This is a genomic window from Quadrisphaera setariae, assembly GCF_008041935.1.
Classification (GTDB): domain Bacteria; phylum Actinomycetota; class Actinomycetes; order Actinomycetales; family Quadrisphaeraceae; genus Quadrisphaera; species Quadrisphaera setariae.
The window spans coordinates 1-16,494 of sequence record NZ_VKAC01000019.1; the positions used below are offsets into that span (position 1 = coordinate 1).

General features: G+C 75.2%; 18 protein-coding genes and 1 pseudogene. 12 read left to right on the forward strand and 7 right to left on the reverse strand.

Annotated features, from left to right (window positions below; translation table 11 throughout):
* Together FMM08_RS24195 and FMM08_RS21665 are read left to right on the forward strand one after the other, a co-directional pair.
* Positions 1–140 (forward strand): annotated as a pseudogene (locus FMM08_RS24195) (IS110 family transposase); the annotation flags it as partial.
* A 111-nt stretch (positions 141–251) separates the two neighbouring features.
* The gene (locus FMM08_RS21665; RefSeq protein WP_147928435.1) at positions 252–1,001 is read left to right on the forward strand and encodes an SAM-dependent methyltransferase; all 750 of its coding nucleotides are present in this window, start codon (positions 252–254) and stop codon (positions 999–1,001) included.
* A gap of 40 nt (positions 1,002–1,041) precedes the next feature.
* On the opposite strand, the gene FMM08_RS21670 is transcribed toward FMM08_RS21665, so the two are convergent.
* On the reverse strand, positions 1,042–1,569 hold the full coding sequence (locus FMM08_RS21670; RefSeq protein ID WP_147928436.1) for a MarR family winged helix-turn-helix transcriptional regulator: 528 nt from the start codon (positions 1,567–1,569) through the stop codon (positions 1,042–1,044).
* Between the two features lie 108 nt (positions 1,570–1,677).
* Here FMM08_RS21670 and FMM08_RS21675 point away from each other — a divergent pair, with 108 nt between their 5' ends.
* A complete protein-coding gene (locus FMM08_RS21675; RefSeq protein WP_147928437.1) occupies positions 1,678–2,670 on the forward strand; it encodes an NADP-dependent oxidoreductase in 993 nt (330 codons plus the stop codon).
* Positions 2,671–2,717: 47 nt separating this feature from the next.
* On the opposite strand, the gene FMM08_RS21680 is transcribed toward FMM08_RS21675, so the two are convergent.
* Positions 2,718–3,725, reverse strand: a complete 1,008-nt coding sequence (locus tag FMM08_RS21680; RefSeq protein WP_222711069.1) for a zinc-dependent alcohol dehydrogenase — start codon at positions 3,723–3,725, stop codon at positions 2,718–2,720.
* 73 nt (positions 3,726–3,798) lie between these two features.
* On the opposite strand from FMM08_RS21680, the gene FMM08_RS21685 reads away from it, so the two are divergent.
* The 3 genes from FMM08_RS21685 (at position 3,799) to FMM08_RS21695 (ending at position 6,843) form a co-directional block, all read left to right on the forward strand.
* Entirely contained in the window at positions 3,799–5,511 is a 1,713-nt protein-coding gene (locus tag FMM08_RS21685) for an IlvD/Edd family dehydratase (protein ID WP_147928439.1), read from the forward strand.
* An 86-nt stretch (positions 5,512–5,597) separates the two neighbouring features.
* Entirely contained in the window at positions 5,598–6,086 is a 489-nt protein-coding gene (locus FMM08_RS21690) for a hypothetical protein (RefSeq protein WP_222711070.1), read from the forward strand.
* Positions 6,087–6,210: 124 nt separating this feature from the next.
* Positions 6,211–6,843: a hypothetical protein gene (locus FMM08_RS21695; RefSeq protein ID WP_147928441.1), complete on the forward strand. Its 633-nt coding sequence runs from the start codon at positions 6,211–6,213 to the stop codon at positions 6,841–6,843.
* Positions 6,844–6,877: 34 nt separating this feature from the next.
* Here FMM08_RS21695 and FMM08_RS21700 read toward each other — a convergent pair whose 3' ends face one another.
* Positions 6,878–7,828: an aminoglycoside phosphotransferase family protein gene (locus FMM08_RS21700; protein ID WP_147928442.1), complete on the reverse strand. Its 951-nt coding sequence runs from the start codon at positions 7,826–7,828 to the stop codon at positions 6,878–6,880.
* A 497-nt stretch (positions 7,829–8,325) separates the two neighbouring features.
* On the opposite strand from FMM08_RS21700, the gene FMM08_RS21705 reads away from it, so the two are divergent.
* Together FMM08_RS21705 and FMM08_RS21710 are read left to right on the forward strand one after the other, a co-directional pair.
* Positions 8,326–9,072: a GH25 family lysozyme gene (locus FMM08_RS21705; RefSeq protein WP_147928443.1), complete on the forward strand. Its 747-nt coding sequence runs from the start codon at positions 8,326–8,328 to the stop codon at positions 9,070–9,072.
* Positions 9,073–9,125: 53 nt separating this feature from the next.
* Positions 9,126–9,686 carry a dihydrofolate reductase family protein gene (locus tag FMM08_RS21710; protein WP_147928444.1) on the forward strand — a complete coding sequence of 187 codons (561 nt, stop codon included), beginning with the start codon at positions 9,126–9,128 and terminating at the stop codon, positions 9,684–9,686.
* Here the strand turns inward: FMM08_RS21710 and FMM08_RS21715 are convergent.
* Positions 9,668–9,937: a hypothetical protein gene (locus tag FMM08_RS21715; protein ID WP_147928445.1), complete on the reverse strand. Its 270-nt coding sequence runs from the start codon at positions 9,935–9,937 to the stop codon at positions 9,668–9,670. The genes FMM08_RS21710 and FMM08_RS21715 overlap by 19 nt on opposite strands.
* Before the next feature lie 132 nt (positions 9,938–10,069).
* On the opposite strand from FMM08_RS21715, the gene FMM08_RS21720 reads away from it, so the two are divergent.
* Entirely contained in the window at positions 10,070–11,980 is a 1,911-nt protein-coding gene (locus tag FMM08_RS21720) for an HNH endonuclease signature motif containing protein (RefSeq protein WP_147928446.1), read from the forward strand.
* A 124-nt stretch (positions 11,981–12,104) separates the two neighbouring features.
* Positions 12,105–12,944, forward strand: a complete 840-nt coding sequence (lepB, locus tag FMM08_RS21725; protein WP_255472682.1) for a signal peptidase I — start codon at positions 12,105–12,107, stop codon at positions 12,942–12,944.
* Positions 12,945–12,970: 26 nt separating this feature from the next.
* Here lepB and FMM08_RS21730 read toward each other — a convergent pair whose 3' ends face one another.
* Together FMM08_RS21730 and FMM08_RS21735 are read right to left on the reverse strand one after the other, a co-directional pair.
* Positions 12,971–14,200, reverse strand: a complete 1,230-nt coding sequence (locus FMM08_RS21730) for an aromatic amino acid transaminase (RefSeq protein WP_147928447.1) — start codon at positions 14,198–14,200, stop codon at positions 12,971–12,973.
* Positions 14,130–15,155 carry a DMT family transporter gene (locus tag FMM08_RS21735; protein WP_147928448.1) on the reverse strand — a complete coding sequence of 342 codons (1,026 nt, stop codon included), beginning with the start codon at positions 15,153–15,155 and terminating at the stop codon, positions 14,130–14,132. The genes FMM08_RS21730 and FMM08_RS21735 overlap by 71 nt, the downstream gene beginning before the upstream one ends.
* A gap of 74 nt (positions 15,156–15,229) precedes the next feature.
* Between FMM08_RS21735 and FMM08_RS21740 the strand changes: the two genes are divergently transcribed.
* The gene (locus FMM08_RS21740; protein ID WP_147928487.1) at positions 15,230–15,694 is read left to right on the forward strand and encodes an Lrp/AsnC family transcriptional regulator; all 465 of its coding nucleotides are present in this window, start codon (positions 15,230–15,232) and stop codon (positions 15,692–15,694) included.
* Between the two features lie 44 nt (positions 15,695–15,738).
* Positions 15,739–16,281, forward strand: a complete 543-nt coding sequence (locus FMM08_RS21745; RefSeq protein WP_147928449.1) for a hypothetical protein — start codon at positions 15,739–15,741, stop codon at positions 16,279–16,281.
* On the opposite strand, the gene FMM08_RS21750 is transcribed toward FMM08_RS21745, so the two are convergent.
* Complete coding sequence (locus tag FMM08_RS21750) at positions 16,267–16,479, reverse strand: hypothetical protein (protein WP_147928450.1); 213 nt, start codon at positions 16,477–16,479, stop codon at positions 16,267–16,269. The two genes, FMM08_RS21745 and FMM08_RS21750, sit on opposite strands and share 15 nt — an antisense overlap.
* Positions 16,480–16,494: the final 15 nt, after the last annotated feature.

The window sequence follows — 16,494 nt, forward strand, 5'->3', positions numbered from 1 at the left end:
CCGAGGGACGCCGCCACAACGCCGCCCTGATCTGCCTGTCCCGCCGTCGCATCGACGTCATGTTCGCGATGCTGCGCGACCGCCAGCCCTACCGCCCGCGGCCCTTCAGCACGAGCGGCGAGGTAACCCTGGCGGCTTGACAACGACATAGGGACACCCCCCGCTCCGGCCGACCGGTGGTCATCCTGGGGCACGTGACGGGTCCGGCGGCGAGCACCCACCGGATCGTTGGGCTGGAGGGCTGACGCGCTGTGGACCGGAACCTCATCGGCGACCTCGCGCACGCCGACCACCCCGTCGCGGCCCCGCTGGCCGACGACACCGTCGACGCCCTGCTGCGCCACGCGCTCGACGGGCAGCGCTCCGTGCTCGACCTGGGCTGCGGTGACGGGACCTGGCTGCTGCGGGCGCTCCGCCTGCAGCCGGGGCTGCACGCGGTCGGCGTCGACCTCTCGGGGGCGGGCTTCGAGCGCACGCGGACCGCCGCTGACGCGGAGGGCCTGGGCGACCGGCTGGCGCTGCACGTCGCCGACGCCGCGACGTGGTCCTCGGACGAGCGCTTCGACGTCGTCCTGAGCATCGGGGCCACCCACGCGTTCGGCGGGCTCGTCCCGACGGTGGAGGCTGCCGCGTCGCACCTGGGCCCGAGTGGGCGCCTGCTCGTGGGTGGGTGCTTCTGGGAGCAGCCACCCGGCGCCCGGGCGCTGGAGGCGCTGGGCGCCGCGGCTGGCGACTACCGCGACCTCGCCAGCACCGTCGAGGCCGTCCGCGCGGTCGGGTGGGAGCCTCTGGACGGCCACGTGAGCAGCCTGGCGGAGTGGGACGCCTACGAGTGGTCGTGGACCGGGTCGCTGACGCGCTGGGCGGTCGAGCACCCCGAGCACCCGTCGAGCGCCGAGGTGCTGGAGGTCGCGGCGCAGCACCGCACCGCGTGGCTCGGCGGCTACCGCGGGACGCTGGGCTTCGTCACCCTCCTCCTGGTTCAGCGCCCCGTGCACTGACCCCGCGCCCTGACGCCGGGGCGGTCTCGCCGCCGAGCGGTCAGCGGGCGGCCCTGCGGCGGCGGGCCGCCGAGCGCGGCGGGGCGGTCCGGATGTGCTCGCGCACCGGGCCGAGCAGCTCGGCGAGCGCGCGCACACCGTCTCGCCCGCCACCGTCGTCGTCAGGACCACCAGCCAGCGGCGCGAGCAGCAGCTGCTGCACCACCTCGACGTGCCCGGGGAAGACGGCCGCGAGTCGTTCGCGCCCCGCGTCGGTGAGGGTGACGGTGGTGCCGCGGTCGTCCTCGGGAGACGGGGCGCGCGTGACGAGACCGGCCTTCTCGAGCAGGTCCGCCTGGTAGGTGAGGCCGCTGCGGCTGTAGACGACGCCGTCGGCCAGCTCGGTCATGCGATGACTGCCGGTGGGTGAGTCACCGAGGCGCGCGAGCAGCTGGAACTGCACGTAGCTGAGGTCACCGGCGTCCTTGAGCTGCTGCTCCACGGCGTGCCGCAGCAGGCTCGCGACGTCCATGAGCGCGAAGTAGGCCCCGAGCTGCTGGGCGTCGAGCGAGGGCGGCTTCTCGGACACGACTCGATCCTACTTGCTTCAGATTCGAAGCACGTCTACTGTCGTCGACAGATGCTTCGAATCCGAAGCACATGGTCCTGCTCCACCACCTGAGACGAGGGTCGACCCATGAAGGCTGTCCGCTACTCCCAGTTCGGCAGCGCCGACGTCCTGCACCTCGAGGACGTCGCCGTCCCCGTCCCCACTGACGGCCAGGTGCGCGTGCGCGTCGCCGCCACCTCCTTCAACCCCGTCGACGCGAGCATCCGCGCCGGCGGCATGCAGGGCCCCGTCCCCGTGACGCTCCCCCACACCCCGGGCATCGACGTGGCCGGCACGGTCGACGCCCTCGCTCCCGGCGCCGACCACGCCGACCACGCCGACCACGCCGACGACGGCGAGGGTCGCGGCCGGCTGGCGGTCGGAGAGGCCGTCATCGGGTTCCTCCCCCTGACGGCGCCCGGCGCATCGGCCGAGTTCGCGCTGGCTCCCGCCGACGCGCTCGTCGCGGCTCCCACCAGCGTGGACCTGGCCGACGCGGCCGCCCTGCCGATCGTCGGACTGACGGCGTGGCAGGCGCTCTTCGAGCACGGCGCCCTGCAGGCCGGGCAGCGCGTGCTCGTCAACGGCGCCGGCGGTGCGGTGGGGCTGTACGCGGTGCAGCTGGCCGTGGCGGCGGGCGCTCACGTCGTCGGCGTCGCCGGGCCGCGCAGCGCCGAGCGGGTGCGGGACGCCGGGGCGCACGTGGTGGTCGACAGGAGCTCGCTGGGCTCCTCCGACGAGCTGGCCGAGGCGGTCGGGGGCCCCGTCGACCTGGCGCTCAACCTCGCCCCGGTCGAGGCCGGGCAGCTGGACGCCCTCGTGGCCCTCGTGGTCGACGGCGGCACGCTCGTCAACACCACCGTCTGGATGCCCGCACCCAGCGACGAAGCCCGCGGGGTGCGGGGCGTGGACGTGTTCGTGCGGAGCGACGCCGGCCAGCTGACCGAGCTGGTGCGCCGGGTCGACGCCGGCGAGCTGCGCATCAGCGTGGGCGAGCGCATCGGGCTCGCCGACCTGCCGGCACTGCACGCGCGCGCAGCGGCGGGCGAGGTGTCGGGGAAGGTCGTCGTCGTCCTCTGATGCCGCGGGGTGGCCGTTCGTCCGTGATCACGGACAGAGGAGCGGGATCAGGGGCGGACGTGCACCTTCGGGCCGGGGCCGGCCCCGGGCGGGCGGCGGCCGGCCAGGACGTCGAGGACGTCCTCCAGGTTGACCGTCGCCGCCACGAGCGGGCGCGGGTCCACCGCACCCGAGGCGTACGCCGCGATGGTCTCCCCCAGCCCCGGGGAGGCCGACAGCACGCCGACCGCGGTGAGGTCGGCCAGCAGCAGGTCGCGGGTGTCCAGCGGCGTGGGCTCGTGCGCGATGCCGATGAACACGAGCCTGCCCCCCGGCTCCACCAGCGACAGGGCGAGCGCCGGCGCCGTCGTCCCCGTGGAGCAGTCGACGACGGCGTCGAAGGGCAGCGGCGGCAGCTGGTCCTGCGTCCACGCGTCCTCGAAGCCGAGAGAACGCGCGAACTCCAGCGCAGCCCCAGGCAGCCCGAGCAGGTGCACCTCCGCGCCGGCCGCCCGCAGGAACATCGCGACGAGGCAGCCGATGGTGCCGGGACCGATGACGAGCGCGCGGTCACCGGCCCCGGCACCAGCCGCCTGAGCGGCGCGCAGGGCGTTCCCGCCGGGCTCGACGAGGGCTCCGAGCACCGGGTCGACGGCGTCGGGCAGGGCGTGCAGGGACGTCACCGGCACCGCGAGCTGCTCCGCGAGGGCACCGTTCCGCCCGCCGCGGATGCCGACCTCCTGGCGCTGACCGCACACGTGCTGGTGGCCGCGGCGGCAGCGGCGGCAGGTGCCGCAGCCGAGCATGGTGTCGCCCATGACGCGGCGTCCCACCCATGCCTCGTCGACACCAGCGCCGACCGCCGCGACGGTCCCGCACCACTCGTGGCCGAGCACCACGGGGTAGCTGGCGTGCCCGGAGTGCAGGTACGTCATGGCGCCGGTGAAGAACTCCGCGTCGGTGCCGCACACCCCGGCGCGCTCGACGTCGACCACCACCTCCCCAGGGCCCGCATCCGGCGCGGGGAGGTCCTGCACGCCGCCCTCGCCAGGACCGGTCAGCACGAACGCCCGCACGAGCACACCCCCGTCGTCGTCGACACGACGAGCAGTAGAGCATCGTGGGCAGCGGAAGAAGGAGGGGCTCGGCGTGGAGCTCAGGAGTTCGCACTGGTACGCGGGCACGGACCGCAACGCCTCCATCCACCGGGCGTGGATGCGCCGCGGGGTGCCCGGCTCGGCGTTCGAGGGGCGGCCGCAGATCGCCATCGCCAACACCGCCTCCGACCTCACGCCGTGCAACCGGCACCTGAGCGAGGTGGCGCAGTCGGTGCGCGACGGGGTCTACGAGGCCGGTGGCATCCCGCTGGAGATGCCCGTGGTCTCCCTCGGGGAGACCAACGTCCGGCCCACCGCCATGCTCTGGCGCAACATGGCCGCGATGGCCACCGAGGAGCTGCTCCGGGCCAACCCCGTCGACGGCGTGGTGCTGCTCGGGGGCTGCGACAAGACCATCCCGGCCTTGCTCATGGCCGCGGCCAGCGTGGACCTGCCCGCCGTCGTCGTCCCCGGAGGGCCCATGCTCACCGGCACCTTCCGCGGGCAGCCGCTCGGCTGCGGCACCGACACGTGGCGCCTGAGCGAGGAGGTCCGCGCGGGCACCATGAGCCAGGCCGCCTTCCTCGACTCCGAGCGGGCGATGATCCGCAGCCGCGGGCACTGCAACACCATGGGCACCGCCTCGACCATGGGGCTGCTCGCCGAGGCCCTCGGGACGACCGTCCCCGGCGTCGCCGGCACCCCCGCCCCTGACAGCCGCCTGCTGGAGGCCGCGCACACCACCGGGATGCTCGCGGTGGAGCTGGTCGAGACCGACCGCCGGCCCAGCACGCTGCTGACCCGGGCGTCCTTCCACAACGCGGTGGTGGCGCTCGCGGCGATCGGCGGGTCGACCAACGCCGTGGTGCACCTGCTGGCCATCGCCGGGCGGCTCGGCGTGGAGCTGACGCTGGACGACGTCGACGCCATCGGGTCGAGGGTCCCGGCGCTGGTGGACCTGCAGCCCGCGGGGCGGTTCCTCATGGAGGACCTGCACCGCGCGGGCGGGTTCCTCGCGGTGCTGCGCGAGGTGGAGGACCTGCTCGACCCGACGGCGCGCACCGTGCTGGGCACGCGCCTCGTCGAGCACCTGCGCGGTGCCGAGGTCCACGACCGCGAGGTCATCCGCACGCGCTCGGCGCCGCTGCTGGCCGAGGGCGGCATCGCGGTGCTGAGGGGCAACCTCGCCCCCGACGGCGCGATCATCAAGCCCGCCGCCGCCTCACCCCACCTGCTGCGCCACCGCGGGAAGGCGGTGGTGTTCGAGTCCATCGAGGACTTCCGCGCCCGCGTCGACGACCCGGACCTGGAGGTGGACGCCGACTCGGTGATGGTGCTGCGCGGCTGCGGGCCGAAGGGCTACCCGGGCATGCCCGAGGTGGCGAACATGCCGCTGCCGACGAAGCTGCTGGAGCAGGGGGTGCGCGACGTGGTCCGCATCTGCGACGGGCGCATGAGCGGCACCGCGTACGGGACGGTGGTGCTGCACGTGGCGCCGGAGGCCGCCGCGGGCGGCCCGCTGGCCCGGGTGCGCACCGGTGACTGGGTCGAGCTGGACGTCCCCGGCCGCCGCCTGCACCTGGACGTCGACGACGACGAGCTGGCGCAGCGCGCCCCGAGCCCGGCCAGCGCGGCGGCCTACGCGGCGCCGCGGCGCGGGTGGGAGCGGCTCTACGTCGACCACGTGCAGCAGGCCGACACCGGGGCGGACCTCGACTTCCTCGTCGGGTCCAGCGGACCGGAGGTCAGCCGGGAGTCGCACTGAGCCGGTGCGACGCGCAACGCCGCCGCCGTCGACGGCATCACGGTCGACGAGGGCCCCGGCACGAGGCCGTGGCACGAGGAGAGCGCGTGGGTCGTCGCAGGTCTGGTGCGGGTGGGGCTGCGCTCCTGGTCGCCGTCGCGTCCCTCGTGCTCGCCGGGTGCACCGCGGCAGGCGCGTCGCACGGTGCCGCCCAGGACGGTGAGCCCGTGGCGCCCTGGGGAGGCTCGACCACGCAGTTCCTCACCGCGGTGCCCTTCGGCGACGACGGCCTCTTCATCATGCGCCCGCGGCCCCCGCGCAACAGCACCTCGGGCTCGGGGTCAGCGCTGGTGTCCGGCGGGCTCGGCATGCTGAGCGGCGGGTGCTTCGGCCTCCTGCCCGACACGGTCGTGGTCTGGCCGGCGGGCACCACCGCCCTGCCCGACGGCACTGGCGTCCGGCTGGCCGGCGGTGAGGAGCTGCGGCGGGGCGACTCCCTCGAGACGGGCGGCAGCTACGGCGGCGTGGCGTTCTCCGGCCCGGCCAGCTCGTGCCCCGGGACCGGCGTCGCCTACGTCAGCGCGCCGTCGTCCTGACACTGCAGCCGGCAGGGCGCTGGGCGCGGCCGACGAGGTCGTCCCGACGTCCTACCGGTGGGACGCCGGCGGTGATCGTCCCGTTGCAGCCCCGAGCGCGCCACCGGCTGGCAGGGTGCCTCCCGTGGCCGGCCTCCTCCGCAGGACTCCCCCGTCGCTCGACTTGGGGACCGTGCCGCCGGACGTGCGCGCCGCCCTTGAGGCCGCCCTGGCCGGCGCGGAGGTGCCGGTGCGCCGCGGCGGGCGCGACCTCGGCGTGCTCACCGTGCGCCCAGCCGTGCTGGAGGGCGAGGTGCTCGAGGCACCGCGGCTGCCCCCGCCGGAGGTCGAGGTGCCCGAGGGCGTGCAGGTCGTGGCGACGGCGATGCGCCTGTCCCGCGAGGTGCAGCGGAGGCTGGCGGACTCCTTCGGGCCCGGATACCTCGTGCTGGACCTGCACGACGCTCCCGCCAGCACCGACGTGCTGGTGGTCAACCCCGTCAGCGTGCAGCTGCTGGAGGTGCTGCAGGCCCGCTTCCCGCGGGCGCGGGTGGTGGTGACCGAGATCGAGGACGACGTCCTCGGCGTCGACTACGCGGGGCCTGTCGGACGGATGCTGCGCGCCGGCGTGTCGGCGTACCTGCCGCCGCGGCCGGTCGCCGCCGTCGCCGAAGGAATCCGAGCCCACTTGGAAGGCACTGGCGCGCCCGCGCTGGTCGCCGCGGCAGAGCCGCTGCAGGAGGCGCTGCCGTCCGTGGCCGACGCACCCCGTTCCTGAGGGCGTCGACCGCGTCCGACGGTCCCGCTGCGACTCAGGCGGGACCTCCCAAGACCTGCTCCGCGGTCTCGAGCAGCGGCAGGCCCGACTCGGGCGCGCCGAGGCTGGTGGCGTACAGGCCGGTCGCGACCCGCTCGAGCAGGGCCCAGTCCCAGACCGCGTCGACGGGCCGGTCGGCTGCTCCGGCCAGCGCCGTGCACCAGCTGCGCATCGTGGCCGCCGGGTCCGCACTGGCGCGCAGCGGCGCCACCCAGTCCCGCACCGCGACCCCGAGGTCGTAGGCGGGGTCGCCGACGAACGGCTGGGGGTCGCACAGCACGTACCCGTCGGGCGCGCCCTCGCGCGGCGCCAGCACGCGCAGCACGTTCGCGGCGGCGGGATCGCCGTGCAGCGCGCGACACGCACCGGGGTCGAAGGCGGCCGACCGGCGGGCCGCGCAGGCGAGCGCGGCGTCGACGACCCGCGTCGACGCGGTGCCGGGCAGCGCCCCGTCCAGGGAGGCGACGAAGGCCCCCAGGGACGCCGCCTTGTCGACCGGCGACCCGAGCGACGCCGGCGGCGGCACCCGCCACAGCCGCGCCAGCAGACGGGCGACCACCGGCAGGGTCCGCAGCGGGTCGCGTCCCTCTGCTGCGAGGTCTGCGCCGAGCGCTTCGAGGAGCAGCGCCTGGTGCCGCTCGTCCACCGCGAGGAGCCGCACGGCGCCGTCGCCAGCGGCGAGGCGCAACAGGTCAGCGCGTGCGCTGAAGTCGTCGCCGGGCACGCAGACCTTCAGGACGACGACGCGCCCCTGCGACGTCCGTGCGCGCACGACGTACGACTCGCTCGCCCCGGGCAGCGCCTCGTCGAGCGTCAGCGACCACCGGTCGCACAGCTCGCCCAGGACCCCGGGCAGTGCCGCGGCCCAGGCGCTGCCGCCGTCGCCGTCCAGGTCGGCCTTCTGCCGGACGATCTCGGGCAGGTGGATCTCGTCGTCGGCGACCACCGGCGCAGTCTCGCCCCGGGCCCTGCCGGTGGCGAAGGCTCCTCCGCCCCCGCCTCACCGCGCTGGTGCGGCCTCGTCCTGCGGGTGCCGCACCCGCGCGAGGCAGGGCGCAGGGCCCAGGGGCCTGCGCGGCTCCCGGTCCCCCGCAGGGTCGCCGCCCGCGCCCGGCGGTGGCGAGGGCGGCGGGGTGAACCCCCCGTGGTGCCACATCCACACGTGGGCGCACATGTCGACCAGCGGGACCCGGCGCCACACCTCGACCCACCACGGCAGGTTCGCCCCGCTCACACCCAGCCCGCCCGGCGGCAGCCAGTCCCACCCCGGTCTCACCCCCGGAGGCGCGGTGATACCTCCGGGCGTGACGTGGAGGTCCCTGCCGCGGTCCTCCGCGGGTGGCCACGGCTTCCGACGGGAGCGCACGGCGCCATGGTGGCGCGAGCCGGTGGCGGTGGTCGACGTCCCCGACAGGTGGCTCGTCGTTCCGTAGCCTGCTCCGTGTGGATCTCCAGCGGGACGAGGAGACGCCGAGGGCGCAGCGCCGGTACCGGTCACGTTGGGCCGCGCTCGCCGTCGTCGTCCTGGTCGTGGCGATCGGGGTGGTGGCGTTCGTCGCAGTGCCGCACCACCGGCCGTCCCTGCGCGCTGGGGAGGTGCACGGCGTGGACGTGAGCAACCACCAGGGCGCGATCGACTGGCCCGCGGTGGCGGCTGACGGCATCGACTTCGCCTACGTCAAGGCCAGCGAGGGCGGCGACTTCACCGACGACCGGTTCTCCGAGAACTGGCGAGGGGCGCAGCAGGCCGGGCTGGAGCGTGGCGCCTACCACTTCTTCACCCTGTGCCGACCCGGCGCTGACCAGGCGGAGCACTTCCTGCGGACCGTCGCGCCGGAGGCGTCGGCGCTGCCGCCCGCGGTGGACCTGGAGCTGGCCGGCAACTGCGCCGCGCGGCCAGCGCGCGAGGCGGTCTACGCCGAACTCGACACCTTCCTGGCGGCCGTGGAGGCGGAGTGGGGACGCCCCGCGGTGCTGTACGTCGGCGAGGACTGGGGGGGCCAGTACCCGGTGCTCGACCGCTCCGAGCGGCCCCGGTGGCTGGTGAGCTTCATCGGGCGGCCCGACCAGCGCTGGACGGTCTGGCAGTACGCCTGGTGGGGCCGGGTCGACGGCATGGACGGGCGGGTGGACCTCGACGTCGCCCGGCTCGCCGAGCTCACCGCCCCCGCAGGGATCCCTGCCGGATGAGGGGCGCGTGCATCCACCGATGACTCCGGGCGCCGCGCGTGGTCTGCTCTGACATGGCCCGGCTCCGCTACTGGATCAACACCTCGCTCGACGGCTTCATCGCCGACGCCGAGGGCCGCTTCGACTGGACCGAGCCCGACGCCGACCTCCACGCGTTCTTCAACGACCAGGAGCGCCAGCTCGGAACGCACCTCTACGGCCGCCGGTTGTTCGAGATGATGCGGTACTGGGAGACAGCGCTGGACATTCCCGACCGCCCCGAGGTCGAGGCCGAGTACGCGCACATCTGGCAGGCCGCCGACAAGGTCGTCTACTCCCGCACCCTCACCGAGGTGGACACCGCACGCACCGAGCTGGCCGGCGGGTTCGACGTCGACGACGTGCGACGGCGCAAGGAGGAGGCGGAGCGCGACCTCAGCATCGGCGGTGCCGACCTCGCCGCCCAGGCGCTGCGGGCCGGGGTGGTCGACGAGGTCGGGCTGGTGGTGCACCCCGTGGTGGTGGGCGGCGGCACCCCCGCCCTGCCGGCGGGGCTGCGCCTGGACCTGGCGCTCCTGGAAGAGCGGCGACTGTCCGCGGGGGTCGTGCACCTGCGCTACCGGGTGCGCCGGTAGCGCGCCCTGCTCCCCCAGTGGCGTCCTGCGAGCAGCGCCGCCAGCAGGAGGGCGAGCACCACCGCTGCGGCGCCGGTCGTCTGCTGCGCCGACAGGACCAGCGCGAACGGCGACGCGACCGGCGCCCCGACGGGCACGGGGTCGTAGGAGCCGGAGTAGACCACCACCGTCTGCACCGGAGCGCCGGTGAGCAGCAGGAGGGCTCCTGCCAGGACGAGACCCAGGGCGGCCCAGCCGACGATCCTCTGCACCCGCAGAGCATGCCGGAGGCGTCGGCGCGCACTGCTCCGATCGGGTGAACTTCGAGATGCGATGAACCGGGTCTTGTGCTGGTGCTCTGCACGCCCGTTCGACTGTCAGTGGTCGCGCCTAGCGTGATCACCATGACCTGGACGGCCACCGAGACGCCCCACGAGGGCGACCTCGACGCCGCGGGTCTGGGCGGTGGCCCCGGGCCGGGCCGCGAGTGGGTGGCTGAGCCGCTGGCCCCCGGCGCGCTCGGCGCCACCCCCGCTTCCCGCAGCGGTGGGGGCGACGACGACGAACTGCGCGCGGACCTGCCACCGCTGCCGCTCACGGGCCCGCTCGCCGAGGCATTGACCGCCGCGCGGGCCGCCGCGGACGCCGCTGCTGCAGCCGCCTGCTACCTCGCCTCCGTGGGTGCCCAGCAGCGCGTGCAGGCGCTGCGCCAGGCCGCCCGCGCCAGGGACGTGCTCGACGCGACCCTGCTGCGCCTGACAGCCAGCTTCACCCCCGAGGACCTCGACGCGGTCGGGGCGACCTCGCCGACAGACCTCCTGCTGACCCACACCGGTGCCGACGAGCGCCGCGCCTCCAGCGAGGCCCGTCTCGCCACGGCGCTCACCGCTCCCGTCGGTCCGCTGCCGGGGCCGCCCGACCCGGCCGTCGACGACGCCGTCCCTGCCTGCGGGGACGACGCCCCTGGGCGTTCCGCGGAGGAGGGCAGCGTGGCGCAGCTGGTCCGCGGCGAGGGCCTGGGCCGCGTCGGCGAGCAGCACGCCGCCGGGAACATGTCTACCGACATCGCGTCCCTGGCCCGCCGCACGCTCGAGTCCCTGCCACGGCGCATCCAGCGTGCCTTCGCCGCCGAGGCCGACCACCTGCTCGCCACCACGCTGCCCGGGCTGACGCACCCCCAGGCCAAGATCGCCTGCGAGGTGCTCGCGCACAAGCTCGACCCGTCCCGCGCGGACCGCGGCTTCGACCCCGATGCCATCGACAAGCGCTACCTCCACTACACGGTCCACGACGACGGCACCGTCGACGTGCGCGCTCACCTCGACGCCGTCACCGGCGCGGAGCTCAAGGCGGCGATCGACCACTACGCCAGGCCCGAGCCCACCGTCCGCGCACCGATCGCCGACCAGCCCCTACCCGGCCTCAGCCAGCCCGACGGCAGAGACAGCGGTGACAGCGGTGACAGCGGCCGCAGCGAGCAGGGCGCTGGTCGCGAGCGTCCGGGCGTCCCGGTGCGCGACGAGCGCACCGCCGCCCAGCGCCGCGCCGACGCGCTGGGCCTGCTCGCCCGCCTCGGACGCACCTCGGACGAGACGCGCGGCGGGGAGCCGCCGCGGATCATCATCACCGCCACCACCGACCAGGTCATGGGCGTTCCCGGCGCAGGACGGGCCACCTGCGAGACGACCCGCCGGTCCCTCAGCACCACCCAGCTGCAGCACCTGGCCTGCTCCGCGCTGCTGCACACGGTGACGCTCTCCTGCCAGGGGCCGGATGCTGCTGCGCTCGCGCTGGGTCGCACCGTCCGCCTCTTCAGTCCCGCCCAGCGCCGCGCGATGCTCGCTCGTGACGGCGGGTGCGTCATCCCCGGCTGCACCGCCCCACCCGGGTGGCTGGAGGCCCACCACACGCACGAGTGGTCCGCCGGCGGTCCCACCGACGTGGAGGTCGGGGTGCTGCTGTGCGGTCGCCACCACGTGCTCGTCACGCTGGGGATCTGGGACGTGCGGATGGTCGACGGCGCACCTCGGGTGCGGCCGCCGGCCTCCATCGACCCCCTGCAGCGCTGGCTCCTCAACCCCCGCAGAGCCCTGGAGCACTCGACCGCCCAGCGCGCCGAACAACTGCTGCTGCCCGGCACCACCGCAGACGTCGGGAGCCTCCCCAGCGCACCGATGGGTCGAGGAGCACCTCCACCGACAGCCCCACCAGTGGACACCGGGCCTGATGACGTTCATGACGGAGGTCCAGACGCCGGGCCCGATGACCGTCCGATCCCTGACATCGACTCATCGCGCGGCACGTGCGGCTGCTGACGCGAGGACGCCCCCGTCCTCGCGCTGCTGAGCCACGCGTGTCTCGTGCACGCCCACCAGCGGGGTGATGCCGCAGACCGCACACTGACCGAAAGCGCCCACCGACGGCCCGACGAGACCTAGCGTGATCTGCCTGGGCCCCATCCCGCCCGGCGTGGAGCGCGGAGGTCCGGTGGCTGGTCAGGTGTCCGAGGAGTCCGAGCGGTCCGAGCGCACCGCGGCGACCCAGGCCGCTGCCACCGAGCGCCGCGCGGGCCGTCCGCGCCGGCGCAACCGCCGCATCCGGCGACTGGTCACCGCGGTGAAGGAGGGGTTCGTGGTGGTGGCGTCAGCGCTGGCGCTGGCGCTGCTGGTGAAGACGCTGCTCCTGCAGGCCTTCTCCATCCCCTCCGAGTCGATGGAGGCCGCGCTGGTGGAGGGTGACCGCATCCTCGTCAGCAAGCTCACCCCCGAGGTCGTTCACGTCCAGCGGGGCGACGTCGTCGTCTTCGCCGACCCGGGCGGGTGGCTGGACGACGAGCCCGCACCCGAACGGGGTCCGGTCAGCGGAGCCGCCGCGCAGGCGCTGACGTTCGTCGGGCTGCTCCCCCAGGGGTCGGGGCACCTCGTGAAGCGGGTGATCGGGCTCCCCGGCGACACCGTGGCCTGCTGCGACCAGCTGGGCCGCACCACCGTCAACGGCGCCCCGCTCGACGAGGACTTCCTCGCTCCGGGCGCGGTCCCCAGCGAGTTCCCGTTCTCCGTCACGGTGCCGGCCGGATCCCTGTGGGTCGAGGGCGACAACCGGCAGCACTCGAAGGACTCCCGCCGGCACCAGGACGCACCCGGTGGAGGGGTGGTGCCGGTCGACGACGTCGTGGGGCGAGCGGTGGTCATCGCGTGGCCCCTCGACCGCGCCACCTGGCTGTCACGGCACAGCGAGGCCTTCGCCGGTGTGCCGCAGCCACCTGCCTCGGCACCGTGAGGGCGGCCTGCGCACGGCGTTCATGATCACGGACGGGTGAGGACGACGTCGTCGACGGCGACCTCGGCGACAGCAGCGGCCAGCCGGTCGACCGCCTGAGCGGGCACCCCGGCGAGGTTGATGCGCCCACCCGGCATGCCGTGCACACCGTGCTCGACGCGCAGCAGCTCCATCTGCGACGGTGCCAGCGGCAGCTGGAGGAACATGCCGCGCTGCCCGCTGACCACCTCCGCGACGCACCCGGCTCCGCGCGAGCGCAGCCCGGCCACCAGCACCTCCCGCAGCCGGGTCAGCCGGGTCTGCGCGCCGTCGAGCTCGGCGCGCCACAGGGCGCGCAGGTCGTCGTCGTCGAGGACCTCGACCACCAGCTCGGCGCCGTGCCCGGGCGGCTGGGAGTACAGCGACCGCGCGCTCGACTCCAGCACGGACCGCGCCGCAGCCGCGCCCGCTGCGCCACCGGCACCACCGGCACCGGGACCGCCGACGACGACGGCGCAGCCCGTCCGCTCGCTGTACAGCCCGAACGCCTTCGAGGCGCTGACGGCCACCAGCACCTCCGGCAGGCGGTCGACCAGCAGCCGCAGGCCGGCGAGGTCGGCGTCGAGGCCGTCACCCAGGCCGTAGTAGGCCATGTCGACGAAGGGCGTCACGCCCGCCTCCAGGCACGCCGTGGCGAGCGCGTCCCACAGGTCCAGCGACATCGACGTGCCGGTCGGGTTGTGGCAGCAGCCCTGCACCAGGTAGACGTCGCCCGGGTGCGAGGCGCGCACGGCCGCGAGCAGACCCGCCTCGTCGAGGGCGCCGTCCGGCGTGGTCCACGGGTGCGTCACCACGTCGAGCCCCGCACCGCGCAGCAGCGGCACGTGGTTGACGTAGGCGGGCACGCCGAGCACCACGCGTCGGGTCGGACTGGCAGCCGCCACGAGCTCGGCGAGGAGCCGCAGCGCCCCGGTGCCCGCGACCGTCTGCACGGTGGTGGCGCGCGCCACGCGCTCCGGAGCGCCGAGCAGCAGCGAGGTCATCGCGGCGTTGAAGCGGCCGTTCCCGGCCAGTCCCTGGTAGGCCTTGGAGCTGCGCCTGGCGGCGAGACGGTCGGTGGCGCGGGCGACGGCCTCCATGACGGGGACGCGGCCGTCGTCGTCCCGGTAGACGCCGACCGTGAGGTCGAGCGCTCCGGGGCGCCGGTCAGCGGCGGCCCGCGCGACCAGCGACCAGACCGGGTCGGGCGGGGACGGGCGCAGCTGGGAGAGGAGCATCGACGACCTCCGGTGGCTCGGGGTTGACATGGCTGGCGGGGCGTGCCGGGGTGGCTGGGCGAGCAGGACGGGCGTGGAAGGCCAGGACCCCGGCGACCACCAGCACCCCACCGACCAGCACGAGGGCGTCGACGCGCTCCCCCAGCAGCGGCGCGGCGCTCACAGCGACGAGGACGGGGCTGAGGGCGCCGAGCGTCGCCGCGCGCGGGGCGCCGAGCTCGCGGATCGCGACGGCGTAGGCCAGTCCGGCGAGGACGCCGACCCCCAGGCCCTGCACCAGCGCGAAGACCAGCAGCGTGCCGTCCACCGGAGCGCCGCGGTGGAGCTGCGACGGCAGCAGGCCGGTGGTGACGGCCAGCAGGGTGAGCGCGAACGACGGCAGGCACACCGCCACGGCCGCTGCGACCGGGTCGACCCGGGTGGCGCGCAGCCCCAGCGTGTACACGCTCCACACGAGCCCCGCGGCGAGGAGCACCGCCGTCCCCACCGCGTGCCCGCCGGCGCCCGGCGCCAGCAGGTCCGTCCCCGCGATGACGGCGATGCCGACGACGACGCCCGCGAGCGCGAGCAGCTGCCGGCGGCTCGGGCGCGTCTGCCACAGGAGGGCGGCGAGCGCGGTGACGAACAGCGGGACGGACCCGGGCACCACGAGACCGGTGAGCGTCGCCGACGACAGCGCTCCACCAGCTGCGCAGAGGAGGAAGAAGGGCAGCCCGGCGCCGACGGCGAGGGCGGCGAGCACGGCGGGGCGCTCGCCGCGCAGACGCCGCAGCGACCTCGGCAGCCACGGCGCGAGGACGAGCAGGGGCACCCCGAAGCGGAGCAGGGCGACGTCGGCGGGGGTCCAGGCGGAGGTGGCGATGGCGCGGACGCTGAGCGCGAAGGAGGCCCAGACGAGCACGGTGAGCGCCATCGCGAGGAGACCGGTGCCCAGCCGCGTCGGGAGGGAGCGCATGCCACGACGCTAGCCAGAACGGGTCAGCAGCCGATTGCGTCTTCTGCCGCGTGTCTGCAGGTCCGTGGCAGGATCTGCCAGCTGTGGACGACATCGACAAGCACATCCTCCACGAGCTGCAGGTGGACGGCAGGCTGTCCAACCAGGAGCTCGCCGACCGCGTGGGCCTGTCGCCGTCGCCCTGCCTGCGACGGGTGCGCCTGCTGGAGCAGCGCGGGCTCATCACCGGGTACACCGCCGTGGTGTCCGGGCGTGAGGTCGGGCTCCCGATCACCGCGTTCGTGAGGCTGCGGCTGGTCTCGCACGCCCCGGAGGGCGTGACGGTGTTCGAGGAGCGGGTGCGGGGGCTGGCGCACGTCATCGAGGCGTACCTGCTGGCCGGAGACCACGACTACCTGCTCAAGGTGGCGGTGGCCAGCTTCGAGGCCTACGAGCAGTTCGTGCGCACCCAGCTGCGGGCGATCCCCGGCGTGGAGTCCATCGAGACGACCTTCGCCTACGGCACGACCAAGCCTCCGAGCCCGCTGCCGCTCGGCTGACGCGGCGGGCCCGGCCGGCTCCCCGGACGCGCCAGGATCGGGGGGTGACCCGTCCCACCCGTTCCTCCACCTCCGCCAGCCGGGCCTCCGGCGTCGACCTCGAGCGCGTGCGCAGCCGCGTCAGCGCGTACGTCTACGGCAACGTGCTGGTGCTCGCCGCCGTGGTGGGCTGCTCCCCGGAGTACGTGCACGACGGGTCCGCCGTCGTCGTCGTCCTGGCGACGACGGTCACCACGTACCTCGCGCACGTGGTCGCGCACCGGACCGGTGGGGGCGTCGGCCGCCATCGCGAGGAGGCTGAGCTGCACCTGCGGGCGGAGCTGCGCGACGCCACACCGATCGTGACCTCGGGGGTGCTGCCGGCGCTGGTGCTGCTGGTCTCAGCCCTGGCGGGGTGGAGGGAGACGCCGGCGGCGCTCGCCCAGCTGGTGGCGGCCCTGGTGCCCGTGGTGCGGCTCGCGGCGACAGGGTCCGTGACCAGCAGGCACGTGCCCGGCGGCTCCTCGCGCGGGGCGTTCTGGAGCGCGGTCGGGCTGGCGGCGGCGGGGACGGTCATCGCCGCCGTCAAGGTGTCACTGACCCACTGACCCGCTGGCCGCGCAGGCGGGGGTCGCGTCCGGGGTCGTCGGTGGGGGTGCGTCCGCCCGTGGCGGCTCGTGCGCCGGACGAGCCACCGGAGGGCGCAGGAGCGCCTGCTCCGCCACCACCAGCAGCGCGATGAGCAGCGCCATGCCCACCACGGCCGCGGCGACGAGCTCGAGCGCCGTCTCGACGTCCGTGGTCACCGGCCACCTCCTACG

Coding starts and splice junctions, on each gene's coding strand:
- FMM08_RS21710 (WP_147928444.1), top strand. CDS start 9,126: ATGGCCCGGCTCCGCTACTGGATCAACACCTCGCTCGACGGCTTCATC.
- FMM08_RS21675 (WP_147928437.1), top strand. CDS start 1,678: ATGAAGGCTGTCCGCTACTCCCAGTTCGGCAGCGCCGACGTCCTGCAC.
- FMM08_RS21735 (WP_147928448.1), bottom strand. CDS start 15,155: ATGCGCTCCCTCCCGACGCGGCTGGGCACCGGTCTCCTCGCGATGGCG.
- FMM08_RS21730 (WP_147928447.1), bottom strand. CDS start 14,200: ATGCTCCTCTCCCAGCTGCGCCCGTCCCCGCCCGACCCGGTCTGGTCG.
- FMM08_RS21720 (WP_147928446.1), top strand. CDS start 10,070: ATGACCTGGACGGCCACCGAGACGCCCCACGAGGGCGACCTCGACGCC.